Source organism: Ekhidna sp., assembly GCF_965221965.1.
In the GTDB taxonomy this organism is placed as follows: domain Bacteria; phylum Bacteroidota; class Bacteroidia; order Cytophagales; family Cyclobacteriaceae; genus Ekhidna.
Map to the genome: position 1 here is coordinate 513,505 of NZ_OZ244926.1, position 21,215 is coordinate 534,719.

Here is a 21,215-nt window from a genome sequence, read left to right on the forward strand (position 1 = left end):
TATTATGAGCGACGACCAAAAAAAGAAGGACGAAAAAAATCCAAATAATCAGATTAACATAGAGCTCTCGGAGGAAATTGCCGAGGGCGTCTATGCCAATCTGGCTATGATTGCACATTCCAGCAGTGAGTTTGTGATTGATTTTATTCGTTTGATGCCAGGTGTCCCAAAGGCAAAAGTAAAATCTCGTATTGTTGTTACTCCTGAACACGCAAAACGTCTGTTAAACGCACTTCAGGACAATATTCAGAAATATGAGGATTCTTTCGGTGAGGTAAAACAAACGGAAGAAACACCAAAATTTCCGTTGAATTTTGGGGGAACCATGGGGGAAGCGTAAGATGTCTCCAGTCTTGCGACCAAATTATTCCCAAATATTCCAGTTAATTAATCTTTTAACTTTTTGATATAATCTCAATATATCTATCTTTGCGTTCCCAAAATTTCGGGACGATTAGAAATTATAGCGTATGCCAACTATACAACAATTAGTAAGGAAGGGTAGAAAAAAGCTGACTTCAAAGTCTAAATCCCCAGCATTGGACTCTTGTCCTCAGAGAAGAGGAGTATGTACTCGTGTGTACACCACTACTCCTAAAAAGCCAAACTCAGCGATGAGAAAAGTGGCCAGGGTGAGGCTTACCAATGGAAAAGAAGTGAACGCTTATATCCCAGGTGAAGGTCACAATCTTCAGGAACACTCTATTGTATTGATAAGAGGAGGAAGAGTAAAAGATTTGCCTGGTGTAAGATATCACATCATTAGAGGTGCGTTGGATACTGCTGGAGTAAACGGACGTCTACAAAGAAGATCTAAATACGGCGCGAAGCGACCTAAAAAATAATTTCAAGGAGAAATGAGAAAAGCAAAACCAAAAAAGAGATACATACTTCCTGATCCGATATATCAGGATACTCTTGTTACCAAGTTTGTGAACAATCTTATGATGGATGGTAAAAAGAGTCTCTCTTACAATATCTTCTACAATGCAATCAATCAGGTAGAAGAAAAAACAGGCGAAAGTGGTCTTGAAACATGGAAAACGGCACTTAGCAATATTATGCCGTCTGTAGAAGTAAAGGCTAGAAGAGTAGGTGGTGCCAATTTTCAAGTACCTATCGAAGTTCGTCCTGACAGAAAAATCGCTCTTGGCATTAAGTGGATGATTAAATACGCTAGACTAAGAGGAGAAAAAACCATGCAAGACAGACTTGCACAAGAAATTATTGCCGCATCAAAAGGTGAAGGAGCCGCTGTGAAGAAAAAAGATGAAATGCACAGAATGGCTGAAGCTAATAAAGCATTCTCACACTTCAGATTCTAAGAACCAAAATGGCTAGAGACTTAAGACTTACAAGAAATATCGGTATCGCAGCACACATTGATGCCGGAAAAACAACAACCACAGAGCGTATCCTTTACTACGCCGGAGTGAAGCACAAAATAGGTGAAGTTCACGATGGTGGAGCCGAAATGGACTGGATGGAGCAGGAGCAAGAAAGAGGTATTACAATTACCTCTGCTGCGACTACTGTATTCTGGAAATACAAAGGAGAAGACTACCACATCAACATCATTGATACCCCGGGACACGTTGACTTTACTGTTGAGGTAAACAGATCTCTACGTGTATTGGATGGTCTTGTGTTCCTTTTTAGTGCTGTGGACGGAGTTGAGCCTCAGTCAGAAACCAACTGGAGACTTGCTGATAATTATAAAGTAGCGCGAATCGGATTCGTTAATAAAATGGACCGTGCGGGAGCCGACTTCTTAAAAGTATGTAAGCAGGTTAAGGAGATGTTGGGTACTAAAGCAGTGCCGCTTCAATTACCTATTGGTGCAGAAGAAAACTTCAAGGGAGTTGTTGACCTTGTAGAAAATAAGGCCTATGTCTGGAATGAGGAAGATATGGGTATGACTTTCGAAGAGGTTGAGATTCCTGCTGACATGCAGTCTGATGTTGAAGAATACCGTGAGCACCTGGTAGAATCAGTAGCTGAGTATGACGAAGCACTGATGGAAAAATATTTTGAAGATCCAGCTAGCATTACAAGAGATGAGATCGTTGCTGCATTACGAGCTGCAACCATCGATTTAGCATTTGTTCCTATGCTCTGCGGTTCTGCCTTTAAAAACAAAGGTGTACAAACACTATTGAATTATGTGATGGAGCTTCTTCCGTCACCGCTTGATAGAGATAGCATTGTTGGTACAAATCCTGAAACAGAGGAGAAAACATCAAGAAAACCTTCTCCTGATGAACCGTTCGCAGGTTTGGCATTTAAAATTGCTACTGACCCGTTCGTAGGTCGTCTATGTTTTGTTCGCTCTTACTCGGGAACGCTAGAGTCTGGTTCTTACATCTTCAATACCAGAACAGACAAGAAGGAGCGTATCTCCCGTATTTTTCAGATGCATGCCAACAAGCAAAACCAGATAGATCAACTTCATTGTGGAGATATTGGGGCAGTGGTAGGATTTAAAGACATCAAGACTGGTGACACACTTTGCAATGAAAAAGCGAAGATCGTACTTGAGTCAATGAAATTCCCTGATCCGGTAATTGGATATGCAATTGAGCCTAAAGCTCAGGCGGATGTAGATAAGCTAGGGGTTGCGATCGGTAAGTTGGTGGAAGAAGACCCAACCTTGCAGGTAGAGACCAACCACGAAACTGGTCAGACTATCCTTAAGGGAATGGGAGAGCTTCACCTGGATATCATTATTGACCGATTGAAGCGAGAGTTCAAGGTTGAAATCAACCAGGGAGCTCCTCAGGTAGCTTATAAAGAAGCTATTACCACGTCGGTTGAGCATAAAGAAGTTTACAAGAAACAATCTGGAGGTCGAGGTAAATTCGCGGATATTGTATTCGAGATTGGGCCAAAAGATGAGGATTACGAGCAGGCAGGTCTTCAGTTTGTTAATCAGATTGTTGGTGGTGTAATTCCTAAAGAATTCATCCCGGCTATTCAAAAAGGATTTGAGCAAGCGATGCAAAATGGTCCACTTGCTGGTTATCCTATTGACAACATGAAAGTTCGATTGTATCATGGATCATTCCACGATGTGGATTCTGATTCACTATCGTTCGAGCTTGCGGCACGAGCAGGATTCAAATCAGCTGCATCGAAGTGTGGTCCTGTTATTCTTGAGCCAGTGATGGCGGTAGAGGTAGTTACTCCTGATGAATATACAGGTACTATTACCGGTGACCTCAATAAGAGAAGAGGTATGATGAAGGGAATGGATACAAGAGGTACATCAACCGTAGTTAAAGCAGATGTTCCATTATCCGAACTGTTTGGCTATGTGACAGACCTTAGAACCAATAGTTCAGGTAGAGCAACGGCTTCATTGACGTTCTCTCACTATGATCAGGTGCCTAAGAATATTGCAGAAGGCATCATTGCTGAAGTGAAAGGCACAGCCAACGTATAAAAGAATTGATGAAAAGATCATGAATCAAAAAATTAGAATAAAACTTAAGTCTTACGATCACAACTTGGTTGACAAGTCTTCTGAGAAAATTGTTCGAGCGGTGAAGACAACTGGTGCTGTTGTTAGTGGACCTATTCCATTACCAACTGTAAAGGAAAAATTCACTGTGTTGAAGTCTCCACACGTGAACAAAAAGGCAAGAGATCAATTTCAGCTTTGCACATACAAAAGACTGGTAGATATCTACAGTAACAGTGCAAAGACAGTAGATGCGCTAATGAAGCTTGAGCTTCCTAGTGGAGTAGACGTTGAGATTAAGGTTTAATACGGTTTAAGACCGAAAATGAGAACCAATTGGTTTATATCGATTGGTTCTTTTTTTGTCTAAAAAATAACCGATCAAAGTTTTTGTTCGGCATATGGATTTGCTATCTTTGCAGTCCTTTTCACGAAAAGTTTGCCTGAGAGGGTAATTAAAAGATATAAACGAGTAGAAAATGCCTGGTTTAATAGGAAGGAAAGTAGGAATGACAAGTGTCTTCGACGAGAACGGTAAGAGCATTGCTTGTACCCTTGTTGAAGCCGGTCCTTGCGTCGTAACTCAAGTTAAGAACGAAGAGAGCGACGGTTACAGAGCTGTGCAGTTGGCTTACGGAGAACGAAAAGAAAAAAACACACCTAAGGCACTTCAGGGTCATTTTGCCAAGGCAAAAACTACTCCTAAAGTGAAGGTGGTAGAATTCAGAGATTTCAGAGAGGAGTTTGAAGATAAAGTAAAACTTGGAAATGAAATCAAAATAGAAGATGTATTCAATGAGCAGGATTTTGTTGATGCTATTGGTACATCAAAAGGAAAGGGTTTCCAGGGAGTTGTGAAGAGACACGGATTTGGTGGAGTAGGTCAGGCAACTCACGGTCAGCATAACAGAATGAGAGCACCAGGTTCTATTGGTGCAGCATCTTTCCCATCAAGGGTTTTTAAAGGTCTGAGAATGGCTGGTAGAACTGGTGGTGATCGCGTAAAAGTTTTGAACCTTCGAATTGTGAAGGTATATCCTGAAAGGAACCTAGTGCTTGTTTCAGGAGCAATCCCGGGAGCTAAAAATTCATATGTAATTCTTGAGAAATAATCATGAAGGTAGCTGTATTAAATATTAAAGGAGAGGAAACAGGAAGAGAGATCAGCCTGGACAAAAGTATCTTCGGTATTGAGCCGAACGAGCATGCTGTCTACCTTGATGTGAAAAACTACCTGGCTAATAAAAGGCAGGGTACTGCAAAGACGAAGGAGCGTGGAGAGGTTTCCGGATCTACAAGGAAAATTAAAAAGCAGAAGGGAACAGGTACAGCAAGGGCAGGTAGCATCAAGTCACCTATTTTCAGAGGTGGAGGTACCATCTTCGGACCAAAGCAAAGAGATTATGGTTTTAAGCTCAACAGAAAGGTTAAAAAACTTGCCCGCAAGTCAGTACTTTCTTCCAGAGCTAAAGAAAAAGCCATTCAGATTTTAGAAGACTTCACTTTCGAAGCACCTAAAACAAAAGAATTCATCAGCATTCTTAACAACCTTTCGGTTTCTGACAAGAAGTCATTGTTGCTAGTGAGCGACAAAAACAAAAATGTTTTCTTGTCTTCCCGAAATCTTAAGAAAGCACATGTGTCAACTGTTGATGAGGTGAATACTTACGATTTGATCAACGCTGAGCGATTGATCCTATGTGAGGGAACACTTGAGCAACTAAAAGAAAGATTTAACTAAGATGGGAGTTCTAATTAAACCATTAGTTACTGAAAAGGTATCCGCGCTTAATGAGCATGGGCAATACGGTTTCGTAGTTGCCAAGGATGCAAACAAGGTTCAGATTAAGACTGAAGTTGAGAAGACTTACGGTGTTACTGTGGAATCTGTGAATACAATGATCCAGCCTGGAAAATCGAAAAGAAGATATACCAAGTCACGAATCATTGAAGGAAGAACTCCAGCTTATAAGAAGGCTATTGTGCAAGTGGCTGAGGGTGATATAATTGATTTTTATAGCGGAATATAATAGACAGAAATGGCTGTAAAAAAACTTAAACCGACTACCCCAGGACAGAGATACCGATTGGCTCCTGTCTTTGATGACGTGACTAAGTCCACTCCAGAGCGGTCTTTAGTAACTACATCAAAAAGAAACGGTGGTAGAAATAACCAGGGTCGAATGACTGTGCGAAATGTTGGGGGTGGTCACAAGCGAAAGCTTCGTTTGATCGACTTCAAAAGAGACAAGCACGGAATCCCTGCAACAGTAAAGGCAATCGAATACGATCCGAACAGATCGGCAAGAATCGCTTTACTTTATTATGCTGACGGTGAAAAAAGATACATTCTAGCTCCAGCAGGATTGGAGGTAGGGACGGAAGTAAACTCTGGTAAAGGAGTTGCTCCTGAGGTTGGTAATGCACTTTTACTTTCAGACATTCCACTGGGTACAATCATCCATAATGTGGAGTTGAAGCCAGGAAAGGGTGGAGTGATGGCAAGAAGTGCCGGAACGTATGTGCAGTTGGTGGCTCGAGAAGGAAAGTATTCAACAGTAAAACTTCCTTCCGGCGAGATGAGACTTGTGCTCAACACATGTCTTGCTACAGTTGGAACTGTATCAAACTCTGACCACATGTCCATCAGACTAGGTAAAGCTGGAAGAAACAGATGGTTAGGTAAACGACCTAGAGTAAGAGGTGTGGCAATGAACCCGGTAGATCACCCAATGGGAGGTGGTGAAGGCAGAGCTTCAGGAGGACACCCTAGATCTAGAAATGGTCTTTACGCGAAAGGTATGAAGACGCGTAAGCCAAATAAATATTCTGATAAGCAGATAGTTAAACGAAGGAAATAATGTCAAGATCATTAAAGAAAGGGCCTTATATAGACTTTCGTCTTGAGAAGAAAGTTGACGCGATGAATGAGTCGGGTAAAAAGTCGGTGATCAAAACATGGTCAAGACGTTCAATGATTTCTCCGGATTTCGTAGGTCACACTTTCGCTGTGCACAATGGAAATAAATTCATTCCTGTTTTCGTAACAGAGAACATGGTAGGACATAAACTTGGTGAATTTGCTCCAACGAGAAACTTCCGAGGACATATTGCCAAGAAGGATAAAGGTAAAAGATAAGAGCACCAATGGAAGCTGAAAAGAAACTAAAAAAGTCAGTACGAATCAGGCTTCAGAAAGAGGCTGATAAGAAATTCCGTGAAGAGAATAAGGGAAAACTCGGTGCGGTAAAGTCTTCACTTAGAAATGTTCCAACGTCTCCACGAAAAATGAGACTCGTTGCTGACATGATTCGAGGTGAGCGCGCAAACATTGCTCTTAACATCCTTCGTTTTGATTCACATCAAGCTTCAAATACTATTGAGAAGCTGTTGTTGACAGCAATTGCTGATTGGCAGATGCAAAATGAAGACATCAGCATTGAAGAAGCTGACCTTTATGTAAAGGAAATATATGTGGACAGTGCTCGAATGCTTAAGAGATTGAGACCAGCTCCACAAGGAAGAGCTCACAGGATCAGAAAAAGATCAAATCACGTGACTATCGTCATCGATAATCACAATCAGGATACTAACGAAACTAAAGAAAGCAACAAGTAATGGGACAAAAAGTAAACCCAGTTGGATTTAGATTAGGAGTTATCAAAGGGTGGGATTCTGCCTGGTTCGATAGCAAGTCCTATGCTGACAAAATTGTTGAGGACAACAAAATTAGAAAATACATCGCTGCTCGTATGCCGAAGGGAGGCATCTCCAAAGTAGTGATTGAACGAACATTGAAAAGAATTACTCTTACCGTGCACACGGCTCGTCCGGGTGTAGTAATTGGGAAAGGGGGATCTGAAGTTGACAAGATCAAGGAAGAGTTGAAGAACCTGACCGGAAAAGATCTTCAGATCAACATTTTTGAAATCAAAAGACCTGAATTGGACGCTAAGTTGGTAGGTGAGTCTATTGCACAGCAGCTTCAGGCAAGAATCTCTTTCCGAAGAGCAATGAAGCAAGCAATTGCTTCTTCCATGCGAGTTGGAGCTCAAGGAATTAAAATTAAATGCTCAGGACGACTAGGTGGTGCAGAGATGGCAAGAAGTGAGCAATATAAAGAGGGTAGAATTCCTCTACATACTTTAAGAGCGGACATTGATTATGCAATCACTGAAGCTCACACGATCTACGGAAAGATCGGTATAAAAGTATGGATATTCAAAGGAGAGGTATTCGGTAAGCGAGACCTTTCGCCTAATGTAGGACAAGCCGGTGGTGGAAACAATGCACCAGGAGCCGGTGGACCAAACAGAAGGAGAAGAGAAAACAGAAGAAGAAAGTAAAGTTTTGTAGAGCATGTTACAGCCAAAACGAACGAAATTTAGAAAAATGCAAAAAGGCCGAGTGAAGGGTCTTGCTCAACGTGGGCACAGACTGGCATTCGGAACTTTTGGAATCAAGGCAATGGAGCCGGGATGGATCACAAGCCGCCAGATTGAGGCAGCAAGGATTGCCATGACCAGAGCGATGAAAAGAGAAGGTCAGGTATGGATCCGAATTTTTCCGGACAAGCCTGTGACCAAGAAGCCTGCTGAAGTAAGGATGGGTAAGGGTAAAGGAGCACCGGAATACTGGGTAGCTACGGTAAAGCCTGGAACTGTTCTTTTCGAAGCTGCGGGTGTCGATATCGAGTTGGCTAGAGAAGCTTTACGATTGGCTGCACAAAAACTGCCGATCTCAACAAAATTTTCAATTGCAAGAGATTATAAGCCAGAGTAATGAAAAATTCTGAATTAAGAGGATTGAGCCTGGAAGAGCTGAAAAATAAGCTTGCGGTAGAGCAGGAAAACTATGGTAAACTAAAGTTTGCCCATAGCATTACTCCTATCGAGAACCCAATGAAAATTCGTGAGAATAGAAAATTGGTGGCAAGAATACAGACAGAAATCAGAGCCAAAGAATTAAACCAAGTTGCTGAAGCAAGCAAATAATTTTCAGTAATGGAAAGAAATCTAAGAAAAGAAAGAATCGGACAAGTGGTGAGCAATAAAATGCAGAAAAGCATCACTGTGGCTGTAGAAAGAAAAGTTAAGCACCCGATCTACGGAAAATTTGTGAGAAAAACCACTAAGCTCACAGCTCATGACGAGAAAAACGATTGCAATATCGGAGACACTGTTAAGGTGATGGAAACTCGTCCTATGAGTAAAAACAAAAGATGGAGGTTAGTAGAAATTATTGAAAGAGCAAAATAATGGTACAGCAGGAGTCAAGATTATCGGTTGCGGACAACAGTGGCGCTAAAGAAGTGCTTGTAATCCGTGTGCTTGGTGGCACTAAGAAGCGATATGCTTCTGTTGGTGACAAAGTGATTGTGACTGTTAAGCATGCACTTTCATCAAGTAGTTTGAAAAAAGGAACTGTGTCGAGAGCGGTTGTTGTACGAACTAAAAAGGAAGTACGAAGAAAAGACGGTACTTATATCCGATTTGAGGATAATGCTGCTGTACTTCTTACTGCCAACGATGAGCCAAGAGGGACAAGGATCTTTGGTCCTGTGGCAAGAGAGCTTAGAGAGAAGCAGTTCATGAAAATTGTATCATTAGCACCAGAAGTACTTTAACGATGAGCAAAGTAAAATTTCACGTAAGAAAAGGTGACACTGTTAAAATCATAGCAGGAAACGACAAAGGCAAGACCGGTAAGGTGCTTGAGGTAAATCGAGCTAAATACCGAGCATTTGTTGAAGGTGCTAACTTGGTAACAAAGCATGTGAAACCATCTGCAGCCAATCCCGAAGGAGGAATTCAGGAAACTGAAGCTGCTATTCACCTTAGCAACCTAATGGTGGTAGATCCATCGTCAGGTGATGCTACACGAACTGGAAGAAAGAAAAATGCAGACGGTAAGCTGCAGAGATATTCAAAAAAATCAGGAGAATTTATCACTAATGGCTAGTCCTAGATTAAAAGAAAAATACAGCAAAGAGATTGTCGCTCATCTGAAAGATAAGTTTCAGTACAAGTCTGTAATGCAAGTACCGAAGCTTACAAAGATTTCCATCAATAAGGGTATTGGTGAGGCTGTTTCTGACAAGAAGATGGTGGATGTTGGAGTTGAAGAACTTACAATGATCACAGGTCAAAAGGCCATTCCTACCATTGCAAAGAAATCAGTTTCCAACTTTAAGTTGAGAGAAGGAATGCCTATCGGAGCGAAGGTGACTCTTCGAGGTGATAAAATGTATGAATTCCTTGATCGTCTTGTAACAGTGGCACTACCACGTGTGAGAGACTTCAAAGGAATCAGAGAAAAAGGGTTTGACGGAAGAGGAAACTACACTCTTGGAATCCAGGAGCAGATTATTTTCCCTGAAATCAGTATCGATAAAGTAAACAAAATTACAGGTATGGATATCACGTTTGTGACAACTGCACAAACTGATGAAGAGAGTCTTGAATTATTGAGATCTCTGGGAATGCCGTTTACTTCAAAGAAGAACTAAGAAATTATGGCTAGAGAAGCAATAAAAGCGAGAGAAAGAAAGAGAGAGAAAATGGTAGCAAGATATGCCGAAAAAAGAGCTGCTTTAAAAGAAGCTGGCGATTGGCAAGGTCTTGACAAATTACCTAGAAACTCTTCAAAGGTGAGATTACATAATAGATGTAAGCTGACAGGTAGACCTAAGGGCTACATGAGGAGATTCGGAATCTCAAGGGTGACATTTAGAGAAATGGCATCCGAAGGAAAAATACCAGGAGTAACTAAAGCTAGCTGGTAGTTTAAATCTTCCTTTCGTTTCAAAATATTAATTATTATTTTTGCACCCCCTTTTTCAGAGGGGGATAAGTGTGTTTAAGAAATGGTAACAGACCCGATAGCAGATTATTTAACCAGGATTCGCAACGCAATAACCGCGAATCACCGTGTAGTAGAGGTGCCTGCTTCTAACTTAAAGAAGGAGATCACTAAAGTATTGCACAGTAAGGGCTTCATCCGAAACTATAAGTTTGAGGAAGATGGCAAGCAAGGCATTATTAAAATCGCTTTGAAATACAATCCTCAGACCAAGCAATCGGCGATTACAAGCCTGGAGCGTGCAAGTACACCTGGTCTGAGAAAGTATTCAGGAGCGGATACTTTGCCAAGAGTACTAAATGGTCTTGGCATTGCAATTTTATCTACATCGAAAGGTGTGATTTCTGATAAAGAAGCACGTCGAGAAAATGTAGGTGGGGAAGTTTTATGTTACGTGTATTAATAGAATAGAGATGTCTAGGATAGGAAAAGCACCAATTAATTTGCCTGAAGGAGTAACAATCACTGTTGATAAAAGCACGGTGAGTGTAAAAGGTCCTAAAGGTGAGCTGTCTCAGCAAATAGATCCGGATATCACCTGCAAGGTGGAAGAAGGAGTTGTGACGTTCGAGCGTCCAACTGAGCAGAAAAGACATAAAGCATTGCATGGACTTTACCGTTCATTGGTAAACAATATGGTAGAGGGTGTGAGCAATGGATATAAAAAGGAGATGGAGCTTGTAGGGGTAGGTTACAAAGCGGCTGTACAGAATAATGTATTGGAGCTGAACCTCGGATATTCTCACAGTATTTATTTCGCTGTTCCGGAAGAAATTAAAGTTTCGGCGGACACAGAAAAAGGAAAAAACCCAAAAGTGACTGTTGAAGGAATTGATAAACAATTAGTGGGTCAGATTTCTGCAAAGATCAAGTCACTTAGAAAAGTGGAGCCATACAAAGGAAAAGGTATTCGCTTTGTTGGTGAGCATATTAGAAGAAAAGCTGGTAAAACTGCTGCTAAATAATAAGACATGGCAATTACTAAAACAGCAAGAAGAAAAAGACTTAGACTGGGTATCAGACGAAAAATATCTGGTACTGCAGAGAGACCTAGAGTTTCTGTTTTTAAAAGCAACAAAGGTATTTATGCCCAACTCATAGATGATGTGAATGGTAAAACATTGGCATCTGCATCTACGCGTGAGATCGGTAAGCCAAACCTGAATGTTGAGGTTGCAAAAGAAGTAGGTAAGAAGCTAGCAGAGAATGCAAAGAGTGCTGGAATTGAAACAGTGGTTTTTGACAGAGGCGGTTACCCATATCATGGACGAGTTAGGTCTTTGGCTGAAGGTGCTCGTGAAGGAGGTTTAAAATTCTAAGAAACAGAAATTATGTCACAAAGCAATATAAGATCTATAAAAGCAAGTGAAATCGACCTTCAGGAGCGAGTAGTTGCCATCAAAAGAGTAGCGAAAGTAGTGAAAGGGGGTCGTCGATTCAGCTTCTCTGCAATTGTAGTAGTAGGAGACGGAAACGGAGTGGTTGGATACGGACTAGGTAAAGCAAACGAGGTAACTGACGCTATCACCAAAGGAATTGATGATGCTAAGAAAAACCTGGTACGCGTACCGGTATTCAAAGGAACTGTTCCTCATGAGGCGATTGGTAAGTTTGGTGGCGGTCATGTACTTCTGAAGCCAGCTGCGGCAGGTACGGGAGTAATCGCAGGTGGTGCGATGCGTGCTGTATTGGAAAGTGCCGGAGTACACGATGTACTTGCAAAATCAAAAGGTTCTTCTAACCCACACAACGTGGTGAAGGCAACTTTTGACGCGTTGAATAAAATGAGAGATCCTTTCGCTGTTGCTCAGCAAAGAGGAGTGTCTTTAGATAAAGTTTTCAATGGCTAAGACAATGGGAAAAGTATTAATCACACAGAAGAGAAGTACGATCAAGCGTCCTAAAAACCAGCAAAAGACGATGGTTGCTTTAGGTCTTGGTAAAATCAATAAGTCCGTTGAAAAAGAATTGAATCCTGCTATCAGCGGGATGATCAAAACGGTGAATCACTTAGTAGAAGTTAAAGAGCTGTAAACATGAGACTTGAATCATTAAAGCCTGCAGAAGGCTCAACAAAAAACAGAAAGCGAGTAGGCAGAGGACAAGGCTCTGGTAGAGGTGGTACATCTACGCGAGGACACAAAGGAGCTCAGTCTCGATCTGGTTATTCCAGAAAGACTGGATTCGAAGGAGGTCAGATGCCACTTCAAAGAAGAATACCTAAGTTCGGTTTTAAGAACAACAATAAAGTTGTATCCAAGCCAATCAACTTAGACGATCTTCAGAAGCTAAGTGAGGCAAAGAAATTGAAAGAAGTTACGCTTGAGATCCTTATTGCAAATGGTCTTGCTCAGAAGAATGATATCATTAAGGTATTGGGTAGAGGCGAATTGAAAGCAGGACTAAAAGTATCAGCACACAAATTCTCTAAAACTGCTCAGGAAGCGATCGAGAAAGCTGGGGGATCAATTACAGTAGTTGAATAATGAAGAAATTCATAGATACCATACGAAACATTTTTTCCATTGAGGAGCTAAGAACCAGAATCCTAAACACAATAGGATTTTTGGTAATTTTTAGAATTGGCTCTTTTGTGGTACTCCCTGGAGTGGATCCATCTAAGCTTACCGGACAAGCATCTGGTATATTCGGATTACTCGATACATTCCTGGGAGGAGCATTTAGTAATGCATCTGTGTTCGCGCTTGGTATCATGCCATACATCTCTGCTTCAATTGTATTACAGTTGATGACTGTGGCAGTCCCTTACTTCCAGAAACTTCAGAAAGAAGGAGATAGCGGAAGAAAGAAAATCAATCAGCTTACAAGGGTTTTAACGATCGCGATATGTATGGCGCAGGGCTTCAGTTATGTTTCTGCAGCTATTGAGCCTACAGCGATTTTGAGTAATACCTTCTTTTTCAAATTCACTTCAGTAATTATTCTGACCTCTGGTACTATTTTCTGTATGTGGTTAGGAGAAAAAATTACTGATAAAGGAATTGGAAACGGTATTTCAATGCTTATCATGATAGGTATTATTTCCAGGTTCCCTGGAAGTATCGCAGCTGAAGCAATCACAAGAGGAATGAGCGAAATGCTTCTTTTTATATTGGAGCTTGTGGCATTATTCTTTGTTGTATTAGTGACTGTAGCCCTTGTGCAAGCCGTGAGGAGAGTACCTGTGCAATATGCTAAGCAAGTAGTAGGAAATAAAGTATATGGTGGTCAGAGACAATACATTCCGCTGAAGGTGAATGCCTCTGGGGTTATGCCAATCATCTTTGCTCAGTCAATCATGTTCTTGCCGGCAATGCTTGCCGGACTTTGGAGAGAGGAAAGTGATTTCGCTAACTATATTGGAACAACCTTCTCCGATTTTACCTCTTGGCAGTACAACCTGACGTTCGCGATTATGATCATCATATTCACGTTCTTCTACACTGCCATAACAATCAATCCTAATCAGATTGCAGACGACATGAAAAGAAATGGTGGATTTGTTCCAGGTGTTAAGCCAGGTAAGCAAACCGCTGACTTCCTAGATAATATTCTTTCAAGAATTACTTTACCGGGTTCGATTTTCCTAGCTGTTATCGCTATCCTGCCAGCTTTTGCTATGATAGCTGGTGTAAATCAGGGCTTTGCTCAGTTTTATGGAGGAACATCTCTACTGATTATGGTGGGAGTAATTCTTGATACCCTTCAGCAGATTGAGAGCTACCTGCTCATGAGGCACTATGAAGGTATGATGAAATCAGGTAGAGTAAAAGGAAGAACTCAGGCAGCATAATGGCAAAACAAGCATCCATAGAGCAAGACGGAACGATCGTGGAAGCATTGTCAAACGCAATGTTTAGAGTAGAACTAGAAAACGGTCATGAGGTAATAGCTCATATCTCAGGAAAGATGAGAATGCATTACATCAAGATTTTACCTGGAGATAAGGTGAAATTGGAGATGTCACCATATGACTTAACTAAAGGAAGAATCGTATATCGATATAAATAACAGTCGAAGGCTGAAAAGTATAAAGAAATGAAAGTAAGAGCATCCGTAAAAAAACGAAGCGTTGATTGCAAAGTGATCAGAAGGAAAGGGAAGCTTTATGTAATCAATAAAAAGAATCCAAAGTTTAAACAAAGACAAGGCTAATTATGGCAAGAGTTGCAGGAGTAGATATTCCGGATAATAAGCGAGGCGAAATTGCCTTGACTTACATCTTTGGTATCGGTAAAACATCAGCACAGAAAATTTTGGCTGAAGCTGGTGTTGATCCCAATAAGAAAGTTCATGATTGGACTGACGATGAAGGTGGTAGTGTACGTACTGCTATCCGAGAAAAATACAAGGTAGAAGGTGTACTCAAAGGAGAAATTCAGATGAGCATCAAGCGACTTTTGGATATAGGTTGCTATAGAGGTCTTCGTCATAGAAAAGGCCTTCCTGTAAGAGGTCAGCATACGAAAAACAATGCCCGAACTCGAAAAGGAAAGAGAAAGACGGTTGCTAATAAGAAGAAAGCTGTTAAGTAATAGATAGATGGCACAAAAGAGAAAAGATAAAGCTAAAAAGAGAGTTGTTGCTGTTGATGCAGTGGGGCAAGCTCATATCAGAGCATCATTCAACAATATTATCATATCCATGACTAACGGAACTGGTCAGGTTATTAGCTGGGCTTCAGCTGGTAAAATGGGCTTCCGTGGATCTAAGAAAAACACCCCATATGCTGCTCAGGTAGCGGCTCAGGAGTGTGCTCAAAAGGCATATGACTTAGGACTTAGAAAAGTTGAAGTCTATGTGAAGGGTCCTGGGTCAGGAAGAGAGTCTGCCATCAGAACTATCCAGAATACAGGTATTGAAGTGACCATGATTAAAGACATGACTCCACTACCTCACAATGGATGTAGACCACCGAAAAGAAGAAGAGTTTAAGATTTTAAATTGTTATAAATAATGGCAAGATATACTGGGCCTAAAACTAAAATTTCAAGACGATTCGGAGAGCCGATCTTTGGTGCTAGTAAAGCACTTCAGAAGAAAGCTTATCCTCCTGGTCAGCATGGGCGAGGACGAAGAAAGAAGCAGTCTGAATATGCGATCCAGCTAGCGGAGAAGCAAAAGGCTAAATACACATATGGTGTATTGGAGCGTCAATTCGCTAACGTCTTTGATAAGGCTTCAAGAAAGAGTGGAATTACGGGTGAGATCTTACTTCAAATGTTGGAAGCAAGATTGGACAACACCGTATTCCGATTAGGTATTGCGCCTACAAGAAGAGCTGCACGTCAGCTGGTTTCTCACAAACACATTACTGTGAATGGAGAATTGGTGAATGTGCCTTCTTATACTCTAAAAAATAACGACATCATTGGCGTAAGAGAGAAGTCAAAATCTCTTGAAGCCATTACTGATAGTCTTGCATCTAATGCAAGAAGCTACTCTTGGTTAGAATGGGATTCAGCAAGTATGACTGGAAAGTTCTTGAACTCTCCAAGCAGAGAAGAAATCCCTGAAAATATCAAGGAGCAGTTGATCGTCGAATTGTACTCTAAGTAAACACTCAAAAAATAAGATATATGTCTATCCTAGCATTTCAAATGCCGGAAAAAGTGGTAATGGAAAAAGCAGATGATTTCCATGGCCTCTTTACTTTCAAACCACTGGAAAAAGGATACGGTGTTACAATAGGTAATGCGTTGAGAAGAATTCTACTGTCTTCTTTGGAGGGTTATGCCATCACCGGAGTGAAAATCCCTGGTGTATTGCATGAGTTCTCTACAATCGAAGGAGTAGTAGAAGATGTGAGTGAAATGATTTTGAACCTGAAAATGGTTCGATTCAAAAAGATTGAAGAAGTAGCTGACGGAACAATCACTGTTAATGTCTCTAATATGGAGAAATTGACTGCTGGTGATTTAGCTAAGGCCACTACTTCTTACGAAATCCTTAATCCTGATCATGTAATTTGTCACCTTGATAAATCTGCTAAGTTCGAAATGGAACTGAGCATTCAAAAAGGTAGAGGTTATGTTGGTTCGGAGGAAAATAAGCCGGCAGATCAAAACTTTGGATTCATTGCCATTGATTCGATCTATACGCCAATTAAGAATGTGAAGTATAGCGTTGAAAATACAAGGGTAGAGCAGAAAACGGATTATGAACAGTTGACACTTGATATTGAGACTGACGGATCCATTCATCCTGAAAATGCACTGAAAGGAGCTGCTAATATTTTGATTCAGCACTTCATGTTGTTCTCTGATCAAAACATGATCCTTGAAACACAGGAAGCAGGTGAGCCAGAGCAAGTAGATGAAGAGCTTCTACACATGAGAAAGATGCTCAAGACAAACTTGAATGATCTTGATCTTTCAGTTAGAGCATATAACTGCTTAAAAGCTGCTGACGTTAGAACATTGGGTGATTTAGTATCACTTGAGATTTCTGACATGATGAAATTTAGAAATTTCGGTAAGAAGTCGCTTGCGGAATTGGAGCAATTGGTTTCTGATAAAGGTCTTACTTTCGGTATGGACCTTGGTAAATACAAATTGGAGGAAGAATAATGAGACACGGAAAGAAATTCAATCATCTGGGTAGAAAGACTGCACATAGAAGTGCAATGCTTTCTAATATGGCCTCTTCTCTTATCATCAATAAGAGAATCAATACAACTGTAGCTAAGGCAAAAGCCCTTAGAAAGTACATTGAGCCAATTCTTACCAAGTCTAAGACAGACGATACCAACTCCAGAAGGGTTGTATTTTCATACCTTCAGGATAAGGAGTCTGTTTCTGAGTTATTCAATAATGTAGCTGGTAAAATTGCCAACAGGCCCGGTGGTTATACCCGAATCATTAAGACAGGTGCCAGATTAGGTGATAATGCTGAAATGTGCATGATGGAACTTGTTGACTTCAACGAGTTGTTGCTTAGCGAAACTGATGCTGGAAAATCGAAAACAAGAAGATCCAGAAGAGGTGGAAAAGGAAAGTCGAAGAATGAGGAGATGCCTAAAGCGGAAGCCGCAGACGTTAAAGAAGAAGTTGCCGTTGAAGAAGTTAAAGATGAAGCTAAGACTGAAGAAGTAGAGGCAAAAGCTGAAGAGCAAGAGGTTCCTGAAACTGAAGAAAATAAAGAAGACAAGAAGAAGGAAGATTAAGAATCCTTAATCGTCGAAAATATAAAGGGATTGAGCAAAAGCTCGATCCCTTTTTTTATTTTGCAAGAAAAAGAAGAATGCGCCTAATTGTTACTTTAGCCTTAGGGCTTTTTTTATTTGCCAGTTGTAATAGAAACACCTCTCAAGCGAATGCAGATAATGAAACTGAGCCCTTGATTTCTTATAAGGAGTATTCACCAAACCCCGATGAAGTGGTTATTTCAGCTAAATTGATTTCTTTCGAGAAGGGGATTGCAAATGTTGAAGTTGTTGAGCAATTAAAGGTTGGTCATGGCGCCAATGTGGTTTTGAGTCCGGGCAATAAAATTTCAGTTTCTTCCAGCAAAGAACCAGCAAATGAATTTATTTGTGCTATTGAGTCTTTGGATTCTATGGGACAAAATAAACAAGCATACCGTATCACACGATTTTTAAAATAGCATCATGAGAAGATTAATTTCAATATTCCTTTTGGTAGGGACTTTATGTGTTTTCGCACAACCTAATCAAGAAAAGGACGATCCCAGGGCTCGGTTAGAGTTTGAATTTTTACGAACCAAAAACCCGGTAACGAATAAAATACCGGATAACATTCGATTAAAGGAGCGGATGCTGATGGATCAAAGGCAGCAGGCACTTAGGTCAAGAATTAGCCCGCTATCAGCTCCGGCAATCACCTGGGAGAATAGAGGACCCTTTAATGTTGGTGGAAGAACAAGAGCTCTTGCTATTGATGTGACGGACGGAACGGAAGAAACGATATTAGCAGGGGGTGTGTCAGGAGGTTTGTGGAGGACGACTGATGGGGGAGATAACTGGTCTAAAATGACAACTCCCAGTGATCTGCAAAGTATCACATGTATTGCGCAGGATGTTCAATCGACAGATGGGCTTGTTTGGTATTATGGGACAGGTGAATTTTCAGGAAATTCAGCAGGAGGTTCTGGTGCACCTTACCGCGGGGATGGCATCTTTAAGTCAACTGATGGTGGAGCAAATTGGTCAATTATAGCATCAACCAGTACCAATGCGCCTGAATCATTTGATAACTGTTTTGATTACAATCACGAAATTGTGGTAAACCCTACTAATGGGGATGTTTTTGTTGCCAATTATTGTGGTATCTATCGCTCGACAGACGGGTCAACTTTCACTCAAGTTTTGGATGGACTAAATAGTAGTAGTGAAGGGGGATGGTCTGATATAGCTATTACTTCAACTGGTATTTTATATGCTGTTAAGAATTTTGAGGGTGCTGGCGTTTGGCAATCGACTGATGGAGGAGATAATTGGACAAATATTACAGATTCCGGTCATTCATTTGCATCAGGTGAGCGTAAGGAAATAGCTATCACCCCATCTAATGAGGATATCGTCTATGTGCTGGGAGAGGACGCAACAGAATCAAGCGGTCATTCTTTGTGGAAGTTTGATGATGGCACTAATGCCTGGGTGGATTTATCAGCTAATATTCCTCAGTTGGGAGGTTTAACTGGTAATTTCAACTCCCAAGGGGGATATGATTTGCTTATTAAGGTAAAGAATGACGATCCCGATTTCGTTGTGATAGGTGGAACCAACTTATTTGCTTCATCAAATGGTTTTTCAACTCCAAATAATGATCCAAGTGATAATGCCAACTGGATAGGGGGATATACGTCTAGTAATCAATCATATGGTTTATATCTAAACCACCATCCTGATCAACATTCTTTTATTTTTCTAAGTGGGGATAAGGCATACTCGGGAAATGACGGAGGAGTTCAGCTTACAAATGATATAACCGCTTCAACAGTATCATGGACGCCCTTAAATAACGGATATCTTACCTCTCAAATTTATGCTGTTTCAACAGGGCCGGAGGATCAAATATTGGTAGGCTTGCAAGACAATGGGACATGGTTTGCGAATAATTTCACTTCCTCTACCGACGAATGGTCGGATCCATTTGGTGGAGATGGAGCATATAGTGCCATTAGTGCCGACGGTACACATCGTTATGTTTCATCGCAAAATGCCAACATCTATCGTCTGGATTACTCTGATGCGAACGATGAGTTTTATGATGCCTTTGACTTTATGACTCCAAGCTCTGATCAATATCTTACTTCCTTATTTATAACACCATTTTATTTAGATAGAGATGATGATGACATTTTTTACTTGGGAGGAGACTTAGAACTTTGGGTAAACACGCAGGCAAGCACAGGAAATGATGATACAGGATGGAAGTCTATTGAGCTTACAGGATCATCTGGTGTGATAAGCGAAATGGGGGTTGGATCAAATGAGGTTGTATATGTTGGCAACTCATCTGGTCAAGTTTTTAAAGTAACTAAGGCGAGTGGTAGTAATCCAATTGTAGAAAATGTTACTGGCTCAAATTTCACAGGTGGATATATTTCGGGTATAGGTGTTAATCCGACCAATAACGACCATGTTTTAGTCAGCTTTTCCAATTACGAAATCCCGAGTCTTTTCTATACCAGCGACGGAGGTGAAACGTGGACTGACGTTAGCGGAAATCTGGAAGAAAATTCTGATGGCACGGGAAATGGACCGTCTGTTCGTGTAGCCAGAATCTTTGGAAATGATCGAATGTTTTTCGTGGGCACGAGCGCAGGACTATATTCAACCGCCAATCTCGATGGTGTCAATACTGTATGGGTCAGAGAAGATGAAACTGGTATTGGAGCCACAGTGGTAGAACATATGGTCACTCGATTAGATGGATTGGTCGTAGCTGCTACGCATGGTAATGGTGTTTACTCGGCAACTGTCCCTCTCCTTGATACTGATTTATGGGCAAAAAGCATAGATGACCTTGAAGATGGTGTTTTTAGTGAGGATGAGTTTGAAATAAAAGCAACCATACAAAACCTGGGTAATTTTTCAATAAGTGATTATGATATCGCTCTATATATTGATGATGAGTTGGTTGTTTCTGATAATATCACGGAAACCATTGATAACCTAGGTTCTTATCAACACACCTTTTCAACGACTTATGATTTTACAACTGCAGCAGTTTATGATATACGTGTAGAGGTAACTGTATCTGGTGATGAGGATGTAACAAATGATGAAGTTTCTTTAGTAGTAGCGAGTCTAGCAGTTCCATCGGATATTACCATTTCAAATAATACAATCGCAGAATTGGAATTGCCCGGAACTTCTATTGGAGTACTTGAAGCAACTGATGAAGATGATGACTCGCACACATTCAGCTTAATCAGTGGTGAGGGATCAGATGATAATGGAAGTTTTAGAATTTCAGGTACTGAATTGCTATCGGGTGCAAAATTTGATTTTGAAACAAAGTCTGTATATACAATACGTATCCAAACCGAAGATGATGAAGGAAATAGCTTTGCCAAGTCTTTTGAAATTAACATTTCAGATATCACAGCCGTGGCAGACTGGGAGGAAGCAGGAATTACTGTCTATCCTAATCCAAGCAAAGGAAAGGTCACTATTGAAATGATTAATGATTACATCGGAGATGTATCTGTTAAAGTTTTAAGCCTCGATGGTAAAGAATTACTTAATCAAGAATCCTATCCAAAAACCACAAAGAGTACACGGTCACTACTTGACATATCAAGTCTAAGTCAAGGTACATACTTTGTTAAGTTTAATTTTGGAGGAAAAGAGATTACATCAAGACTTATCAAAGAATAAAATATTACAAATCAATCATGAAAGCCATCTGAGTTTTTGGATGGCTTT

35 protein-coding genes are annotated in these 21,215 nt (G+C 40.7%); all 35 read left to right on the top strand.

Annotated features, from left to right (window positions below; all coding sequences use genetic code 11):
* Positions 1-4 precede the first annotated feature (4 nt).
* Entirely contained in the window at positions 5-340 is a 336-nt protein-coding gene (locus ACOQON_RS02515) for a DUF3467 domain-containing protein (RefSeq protein ID WP_420577350.1), read from the top strand.
* A 130-nt stretch (positions 341-470) separates the two neighbouring features.
* Positions 471-845 (top strand): 30S ribosomal protein S12, encoded by a 375-nt coding sequence (rpsL, locus tag ACOQON_RS02520; protein ID WP_089356794.1) that lies wholly within the window; start codon positions 471-473, stop codon positions 843-845.
* Between the two features lie 12 nt (positions 846-857).
* Positions 858-1,325 carry a 30S ribosomal protein S7 gene (gene rpsG / locus ACOQON_RS02525; protein WP_420577351.1) on the top strand — a complete coding sequence of 156 codons (468 nt, stop codon included), beginning with the start codon at positions 858-860 and terminating at the stop codon, positions 1,323-1,325.
* Positions 1,326-1,333: 8 nt separating this feature from the next.
* Complete coding sequence (gene fusA, locus ACOQON_RS02530; protein ID WP_420577352.1) at positions 1,334-3,442, top strand: elongation factor G; 2,109 nt, start codon at positions 1,334-1,336, stop codon at positions 3,440-3,442.
* Between the two features lie 19 nt (positions 3,443-3,461).
* Complete coding sequence (gene rpsJ / locus ACOQON_RS02535; protein WP_349564692.1) at positions 3,462-3,767, top strand: 30S ribosomal protein S10; 306 nt, start codon at positions 3,462-3,464, stop codon at positions 3,765-3,767.
* Positions 3,768-3,939: 172 nt separating this feature from the next.
* Positions 3,940-4,572: a 50S ribosomal protein L3 gene (gene rplC / locus ACOQON_RS02540; protein WP_420577353.1), complete on the top strand. Its 633-nt coding sequence runs from the start codon at positions 3,940-3,942 to the stop codon at positions 4,570-4,572.
* A gap of 2 nt (positions 4,573-4,574) precedes the next feature.
* Positions 4,575-5,201: a 50S ribosomal protein L4 gene (gene rplD / locus ACOQON_RS02545; protein WP_420577354.1), complete on the top strand. Its 627-nt coding sequence runs from the start codon at positions 4,575-4,577 to the stop codon at positions 5,199-5,201.
* Position 5,202: 1 nt separating this feature from the next.
* Positions 5,203-5,490: a 50S ribosomal protein L23 gene (gene rplW / locus ACOQON_RS02550; RefSeq protein WP_349564686.1), complete on the top strand. Its 288-nt coding sequence runs from the start codon at positions 5,203-5,205 to the stop codon at positions 5,488-5,490.
* A gap of 9 nt (positions 5,491-5,499) precedes the next feature.
* On the top strand, positions 5,500-6,321 hold the full coding sequence (gene rplB, locus ACOQON_RS02555) for a 50S ribosomal protein L2 (RefSeq protein ID WP_420577355.1): 822 nt from the start codon (positions 5,500-5,502) through the stop codon (positions 6,319-6,321).
* The gene (rpsS, locus tag ACOQON_RS02560) at positions 6,321-6,599 is read left to right on the top strand and encodes a 30S ribosomal protein S19 (RefSeq protein WP_349564682.1); all 279 of its coding nucleotides are present in this window, start codon (positions 6,321-6,323) and stop codon (positions 6,597-6,599) included. The genes rplB and rpsS overlap by 1 nt, the downstream gene beginning before the upstream one ends.
* Before the next feature lie 149 nt (positions 6,600-6,748).
* Positions 6,749-7,078, top strand: a complete 330-nt coding sequence (rplV, locus tag ACOQON_RS02565) for a 50S ribosomal protein L22 (RefSeq protein ID WP_420578674.1) — start codon at positions 6,749-6,751, stop codon at positions 7,076-7,078.
* Positions 7,078-7,806 (top strand): 30S ribosomal protein S3, encoded by a 729-nt coding sequence (gene rpsC, locus ACOQON_RS02570; RefSeq protein WP_420577356.1) that lies wholly within the window; start codon positions 7,078-7,080, stop codon positions 7,804-7,806. The genes rplV and rpsC overlap by 1 nt, the downstream gene beginning before the upstream one ends.
* Positions 7,807-7,819: 13 nt before the next feature.
* Positions 7,820-8,242, top strand: a complete 423-nt coding sequence (gene rplP, locus ACOQON_RS02575; protein WP_420577357.1) for a 50S ribosomal protein L16 — start codon at positions 7,820-7,822, stop codon at positions 8,240-8,242.
* Positions 8,242-8,454: a 50S ribosomal protein L29 gene (gene rpmC, locus ACOQON_RS02580; protein WP_420577358.1), complete on the top strand. Its 213-nt coding sequence runs from the start codon at positions 8,242-8,244 to the stop codon at positions 8,452-8,454. The genes rplP and rpmC overlap by 1 nt, the downstream gene beginning before the upstream one ends.
* Positions 8,455-8,463: 9 nt before the next feature.
* Complete coding sequence (gene rpsQ, locus ACOQON_RS02585) at positions 8,464-8,718, top strand: 30S ribosomal protein S17 (RefSeq protein WP_350221215.1); 255 nt, start codon at positions 8,464-8,466, stop codon at positions 8,716-8,718.
* A complete protein-coding gene (gene rplN, locus ACOQON_RS02590) occupies positions 8,718-9,086 on the top strand; it encodes a 50S ribosomal protein L14 (protein ID WP_349564672.1) in 369 nt (122 codons plus the stop codon). Before rpsQ ends, rplN begins: the two co-directional genes overlap by 1 nt.
* A gap of 2 nt (positions 9,087-9,088) precedes the next feature.
* Positions 9,089-9,421 carry a 50S ribosomal protein L24 gene (gene rplX, locus ACOQON_RS02595; protein ID WP_420577359.1) on the top strand — a complete coding sequence of 111 codons (333 nt, stop codon included), beginning with the start codon at positions 9,089-9,091 and terminating at the stop codon, positions 9,419-9,421.
* Complete coding sequence (gene rplE / locus ACOQON_RS02600) at positions 9,414-9,968, top strand: 50S ribosomal protein L5 (RefSeq protein ID WP_420577360.1); 555 nt, start codon at positions 9,414-9,416, stop codon at positions 9,966-9,968. Before rplX ends, rplE begins: the two co-directional genes overlap by 8 nt.
* A 6-nt stretch (positions 9,969-9,974) precedes the next feature.
* Positions 9,975-10,244, top strand: a complete 270-nt coding sequence (gene rpsN, locus ACOQON_RS02605) for a 30S ribosomal protein S14 (RefSeq protein WP_420577361.1) — start codon at positions 9,975-9,977, stop codon at positions 10,242-10,244.
* Positions 10,245-10,325: 81 nt separating this feature from the next.
* The gene (rpsH, locus tag ACOQON_RS02610) at positions 10,326-10,724 is read left to right on the top strand and encodes a 30S ribosomal protein S8 (RefSeq protein ID WP_420577362.1); all 399 of its coding nucleotides are present in this window, start codon (positions 10,326-10,328) and stop codon (positions 10,722-10,724) included.
* Between the two features lie 10 nt (positions 10,725-10,734).
* Positions 10,735-11,286: a 50S ribosomal protein L6 gene (rplF, locus tag ACOQON_RS02615; RefSeq protein ID WP_420577363.1), complete on the top strand. Its 552-nt coding sequence runs from the start codon at positions 10,735-10,737 to the stop codon at positions 11,284-11,286.
* 6 nt (positions 11,287-11,292) lie between these two features.
* A complete protein-coding gene (gene rplR / locus ACOQON_RS02620) occupies positions 11,293-11,640 on the top strand; it encodes a 50S ribosomal protein L18 (RefSeq protein ID WP_420577364.1) in 348 nt (115 codons plus the stop codon).
* Between the two features lie 12 nt (positions 11,641-11,652).
* Positions 11,653-12,171, top strand: a complete 519-nt coding sequence (gene rpsE / locus ACOQON_RS02625) for a 30S ribosomal protein S5 (RefSeq protein ID WP_420577365.1) — start codon at positions 11,653-11,655, stop codon at positions 12,169-12,171.
* Between the two features lie 4 nt (positions 12,172-12,175).
* On the top strand, positions 12,176-12,355 hold the full coding sequence (gene rpmD, locus ACOQON_RS02630; protein WP_420577366.1) for a 50S ribosomal protein L30: 180 nt from the start codon (positions 12,176-12,178) through the stop codon (positions 12,353-12,355).
* A 2-nt stretch (positions 12,356-12,357) separates the two neighbouring features.
* Entirely contained in the window at positions 12,358-12,807 is a 450-nt protein-coding gene (gene rplO, locus ACOQON_RS02635) for a 50S ribosomal protein L15 (protein WP_420577367.1), read from the top strand.
* The gene (gene secY, locus ACOQON_RS02640; RefSeq protein ID WP_420577368.1) at positions 12,807-14,114 is read left to right on the top strand and encodes a preprotein translocase subunit SecY; all 1,308 of its coding nucleotides are present in this window, start codon (positions 12,807-12,809) and stop codon (positions 14,112-14,114) included. The genes rplO and secY overlap by 1 nt, the downstream gene beginning before the upstream one ends.
* The gene (gene infA, locus ACOQON_RS02645) at positions 14,114-14,332 is read left to right on the top strand and encodes a translation initiation factor IF-1 (protein WP_089356818.1); all 219 of its coding nucleotides are present in this window, start codon (positions 14,114-14,116) and stop codon (positions 14,330-14,332) included. Before secY ends, infA begins: the two co-directional genes overlap by 1 nt.
* Positions 14,333-14,359: 27 nt before the next feature.
* Complete coding sequence (rpmJ, locus tag ACOQON_RS02650) at positions 14,360-14,476, top strand: 50S ribosomal protein L36 (RefSeq protein ID WP_089356819.1); 117 nt, start codon at positions 14,360-14,362, stop codon at positions 14,474-14,476.
* 2 nt (positions 14,477-14,478) lie between these two features.
* A complete protein-coding gene (gene rpsM, locus ACOQON_RS02655; RefSeq protein ID WP_420577369.1) occupies positions 14,479-14,856 on the top strand; it encodes a 30S ribosomal protein S13 in 378 nt (125 codons plus the stop codon).
* 7 nt (positions 14,857-14,863) lie between these two features.
* Positions 14,864-15,256 carry a 30S ribosomal protein S11 gene (gene rpsK / locus ACOQON_RS02660; RefSeq protein WP_420577370.1) on the top strand — a complete coding sequence of 131 codons (393 nt, stop codon included), beginning with the start codon at positions 14,864-14,866 and terminating at the stop codon, positions 15,254-15,256.
* A gap of 21 nt (positions 15,257-15,277) precedes the next feature.
* On the top strand, positions 15,278-15,880 hold the full coding sequence (gene rpsD, locus ACOQON_RS02665; RefSeq protein ID WP_420577371.1) for a 30S ribosomal protein S4: 603 nt from the start codon (positions 15,278-15,280) through the stop codon (positions 15,878-15,880).
* Between the two features lie 20 nt (positions 15,881-15,900).
* Positions 15,901-16,890 (top strand): DNA-directed RNA polymerase subunit alpha, encoded by a 990-nt coding sequence (locus tag ACOQON_RS02670; RefSeq protein WP_420577372.1) that lies wholly within the window; start codon positions 15,901-15,903, stop codon positions 16,888-16,890.
* Positions 16,890-17,486, top strand: coding sequence for a 50S ribosomal protein L17 (rplQ, locus tag ACOQON_RS02675; protein ID WP_420577373.1), 597 nt, complete (start codon positions 16,890-16,892; stop codon positions 17,484-17,486). Before ACOQON_RS02670 ends, rplQ begins: the two co-directional genes overlap by 1 nt.
* Positions 17,487-17,563: 77 nt before the next feature.
* Positions 17,564-17,926, top strand: a complete 363-nt coding sequence (locus ACOQON_RS02680; protein ID WP_420577374.1) for a hypothetical protein — start codon at positions 17,564-17,566, stop codon at positions 17,924-17,926.
* 4 nt (positions 17,927-17,930) lie between these two features.
* Positions 17,931-21,167, top strand: coding sequence for a T9SS type A sorting domain-containing protein (locus tag ACOQON_RS02685; RefSeq protein ID WP_420577375.1), 3,237 nt, complete (start codon positions 17,931-17,933; stop codon positions 21,165-21,167).
* Positions 21,168-21,215 lie beyond the last annotated feature (48 nt).

What these genes read in the sequence shown, in the direction of transcription:
- rpsQ (WP_350221215.1), top strand. Translation starts at nt 8,464, where the DNA reads ATGGAAAGAAATCTAAGAAAAGAAAGAATCGGACAAGTGGTGAGCAAT.
- rpsL (WP_089356794.1), top strand. Translation starts at nt 471, where the DNA reads ATGCCAACTATACAACAATTAGTAAGGAAGGGTAGAAAAAAGCTGACT.
- rplF (WP_420577363.1), top strand. Translation starts at nt 10,735, where the DNA reads ATGTCTAGGATAGGAAAAGCACCAATTAATTTGCCTGAAGGAGTAACA.
- rplO (WP_420577367.1), top strand. Translation starts at nt 12,358, where the DNA reads ATGAGACTTGAATCATTAAAGCCTGCAGAAGGCTCAACAAAAAACAGA.
- rpsG (WP_420577351.1), top strand. Translation starts at nt 858, where the DNA reads ATGAGAAAAGCAAAACCAAAAAAGAGATACATACTTCCTGATCCGATA.
- rplN (WP_349564672.1), top strand. Translation starts at nt 8,718, where the DNA reads ATGGTACAGCAGGAGTCAAGATTATCGGTTGCGGACAACAGTGGCGCT.
- ACOQON_RS02670 (WP_420577372.1), top strand. Translation starts at nt 15,901, where the DNA reads ATGTCTATCCTAGCATTTCAAATGCCGGAAAAAGTGGTAATGGAAAAA.
- rpsN (WP_420577361.1), top strand. Translation starts at nt 9,975, where the DNA reads ATGGCTAGAGAAGCAATAAAAGCGAGAGAAAGAAAGAGAGAGAAAATG.
- rplQ (WP_420577373.1), top strand. Translation starts at nt 16,890, where the DNA reads ATGAGACACGGAAAGAAATTCAATCATCTGGGTAGAAAGACTGCACAT.
- rplP (WP_420577357.1), top strand. Translation starts at nt 7,820, where the DNA reads ATGTTACAGCCAAAACGAACGAAATTTAGAAAAATGCAAAAAGGCCGA.
- rpsM (WP_420577369.1), top strand. Translation starts at nt 14,479, where the DNA reads ATGGCAAGAGTTGCAGGAGTAGATATTCCGGATAATAAGCGAGGCGAA.
- rpsH (WP_420577362.1), top strand. Translation starts at nt 10,326, where the DNA reads ATGGTAACAGACCCGATAGCAGATTATTTAACCAGGATTCGCAACGCA.
- infA (WP_089356818.1), top strand. Translation starts at nt 14,114, where the DNA reads ATGGCAAAACAAGCATCCATAGAGCAAGACGGAACGATCGTGGAAGCA.
- rpsK (WP_420577370.1), top strand. Translation starts at nt 14,864, where the DNA reads ATGGCACAAAAGAGAAAAGATAAAGCTAAAAAGAGAGTTGTTGCTGTT.
- rpmJ (WP_089356819.1), top strand. Translation starts at nt 14,360, where the DNA reads ATGAAAGTAAGAGCATCCGTAAAAAAACGAAGCGTTGATTGCAAAGTG.
- rpmD (WP_420577366.1), top strand. Translation starts at nt 12,176, where the DNA reads ATGGGAAAAGTATTAATCACACAGAAGAGAAGTACGATCAAGCGTCCT.
- ACOQON_RS02685 (WP_420577375.1), top strand. Translation starts at nt 17,931, where the DNA reads ATGAGAAGATTAATTTCAATATTCCTTTTGGTAGGGACTTTATGTGTT.
- rplX (WP_420577359.1), top strand. Translation starts at nt 9,089, where the DNA reads ATGAGCAAAGTAAAATTTCACGTAAGAAAAGGTGACACTGTTAAAATC.
- fusA (WP_420577352.1), top strand. Translation starts at nt 1,334, where the DNA reads ATGGCTAGAGACTTAAGACTTACAAGAAATATCGGTATCGCAGCACAC.
- rpsC (WP_420577356.1), top strand. Translation starts at nt 7,078, where the DNA reads ATGGGACAAAAAGTAAACCCAGTTGGATTTAGATTAGGAGTTATCAAA.
- rpsD (WP_420577371.1), top strand. Translation starts at nt 15,278, where the DNA reads ATGGCAAGATATACTGGGCCTAAAACTAAAATTTCAAGACGATTCGGA.
- rplV (WP_420578674.1), top strand. Translation starts at nt 6,749, where the DNA reads ATGAGACTCGTTGCTGACATGATTCGAGGTGAGCGCGCAAACATTGCT.
- rplW (WP_349564686.1), top strand. Translation starts at nt 5,203, where the DNA reads ATGGGAGTTCTAATTAAACCATTAGTTACTGAAAAGGTATCCGCGCTT.
- rplC (WP_420577353.1), top strand. Translation starts at nt 3,940, where the DNA reads ATGCCTGGTTTAATAGGAAGGAAAGTAGGAATGACAAGTGTCTTCGAC.
- rpsS (WP_349564682.1), top strand. Translation starts at nt 6,321, where the DNA reads ATGTCAAGATCATTAAAGAAAGGGCCTTATATAGACTTTCGTCTTGAG.
- rplR (WP_420577364.1), top strand. Translation starts at nt 11,293, where the DNA reads ATGGCAATTACTAAAACAGCAAGAAGAAAAAGACTTAGACTGGGTATC.
- rplE (WP_420577360.1), top strand. Translation starts at nt 9,414, where the DNA reads ATGGCTAGTCCTAGATTAAAAGAAAAATACAGCAAAGAGATTGTCGCT.
- secY (WP_420577368.1), top strand. Translation starts at nt 12,807, where the DNA reads ATGAAGAAATTCATAGATACCATACGAAACATTTTTTCCATTGAGGAG.
- rpmC (WP_420577358.1), top strand. Translation starts at nt 8,242, where the DNA reads ATGAAAAATTCTGAATTAAGAGGATTGAGCCTGGAAGAGCTGAAAAAT.
- ACOQON_RS02515 (WP_420577350.1), top strand. Translation starts at nt 5, where the DNA reads ATGAGCGACGACCAAAAAAAGAAGGACGAAAAAAATCCAAATAATCAG.
- rpsJ (WP_349564692.1), top strand. Translation starts at nt 3,462, where the DNA reads ATGAATCAAAAAATTAGAATAAAACTTAAGTCTTACGATCACAACTTG.
- rplB (WP_420577355.1), top strand. Translation starts at nt 5,500, where the DNA reads ATGGCTGTAAAAAAACTTAAACCGACTACCCCAGGACAGAGATACCGA.
- ACOQON_RS02680 (WP_420577374.1), top strand. Translation starts at nt 17,564, where the DNA reads ATGCGCCTAATTGTTACTTTAGCCTTAGGGCTTTTTTTATTTGCCAGT.
- rplD (WP_420577354.1), top strand. Translation starts at nt 4,575, where the DNA reads ATGAAGGTAGCTGTATTAAATATTAAAGGAGAGGAAACAGGAAGAGAG.
- rpsE (WP_420577365.1), top strand. Translation starts at nt 11,653, where the DNA reads ATGTCACAAAGCAATATAAGATCTATAAAAGCAAGTGAAATCGACCTT.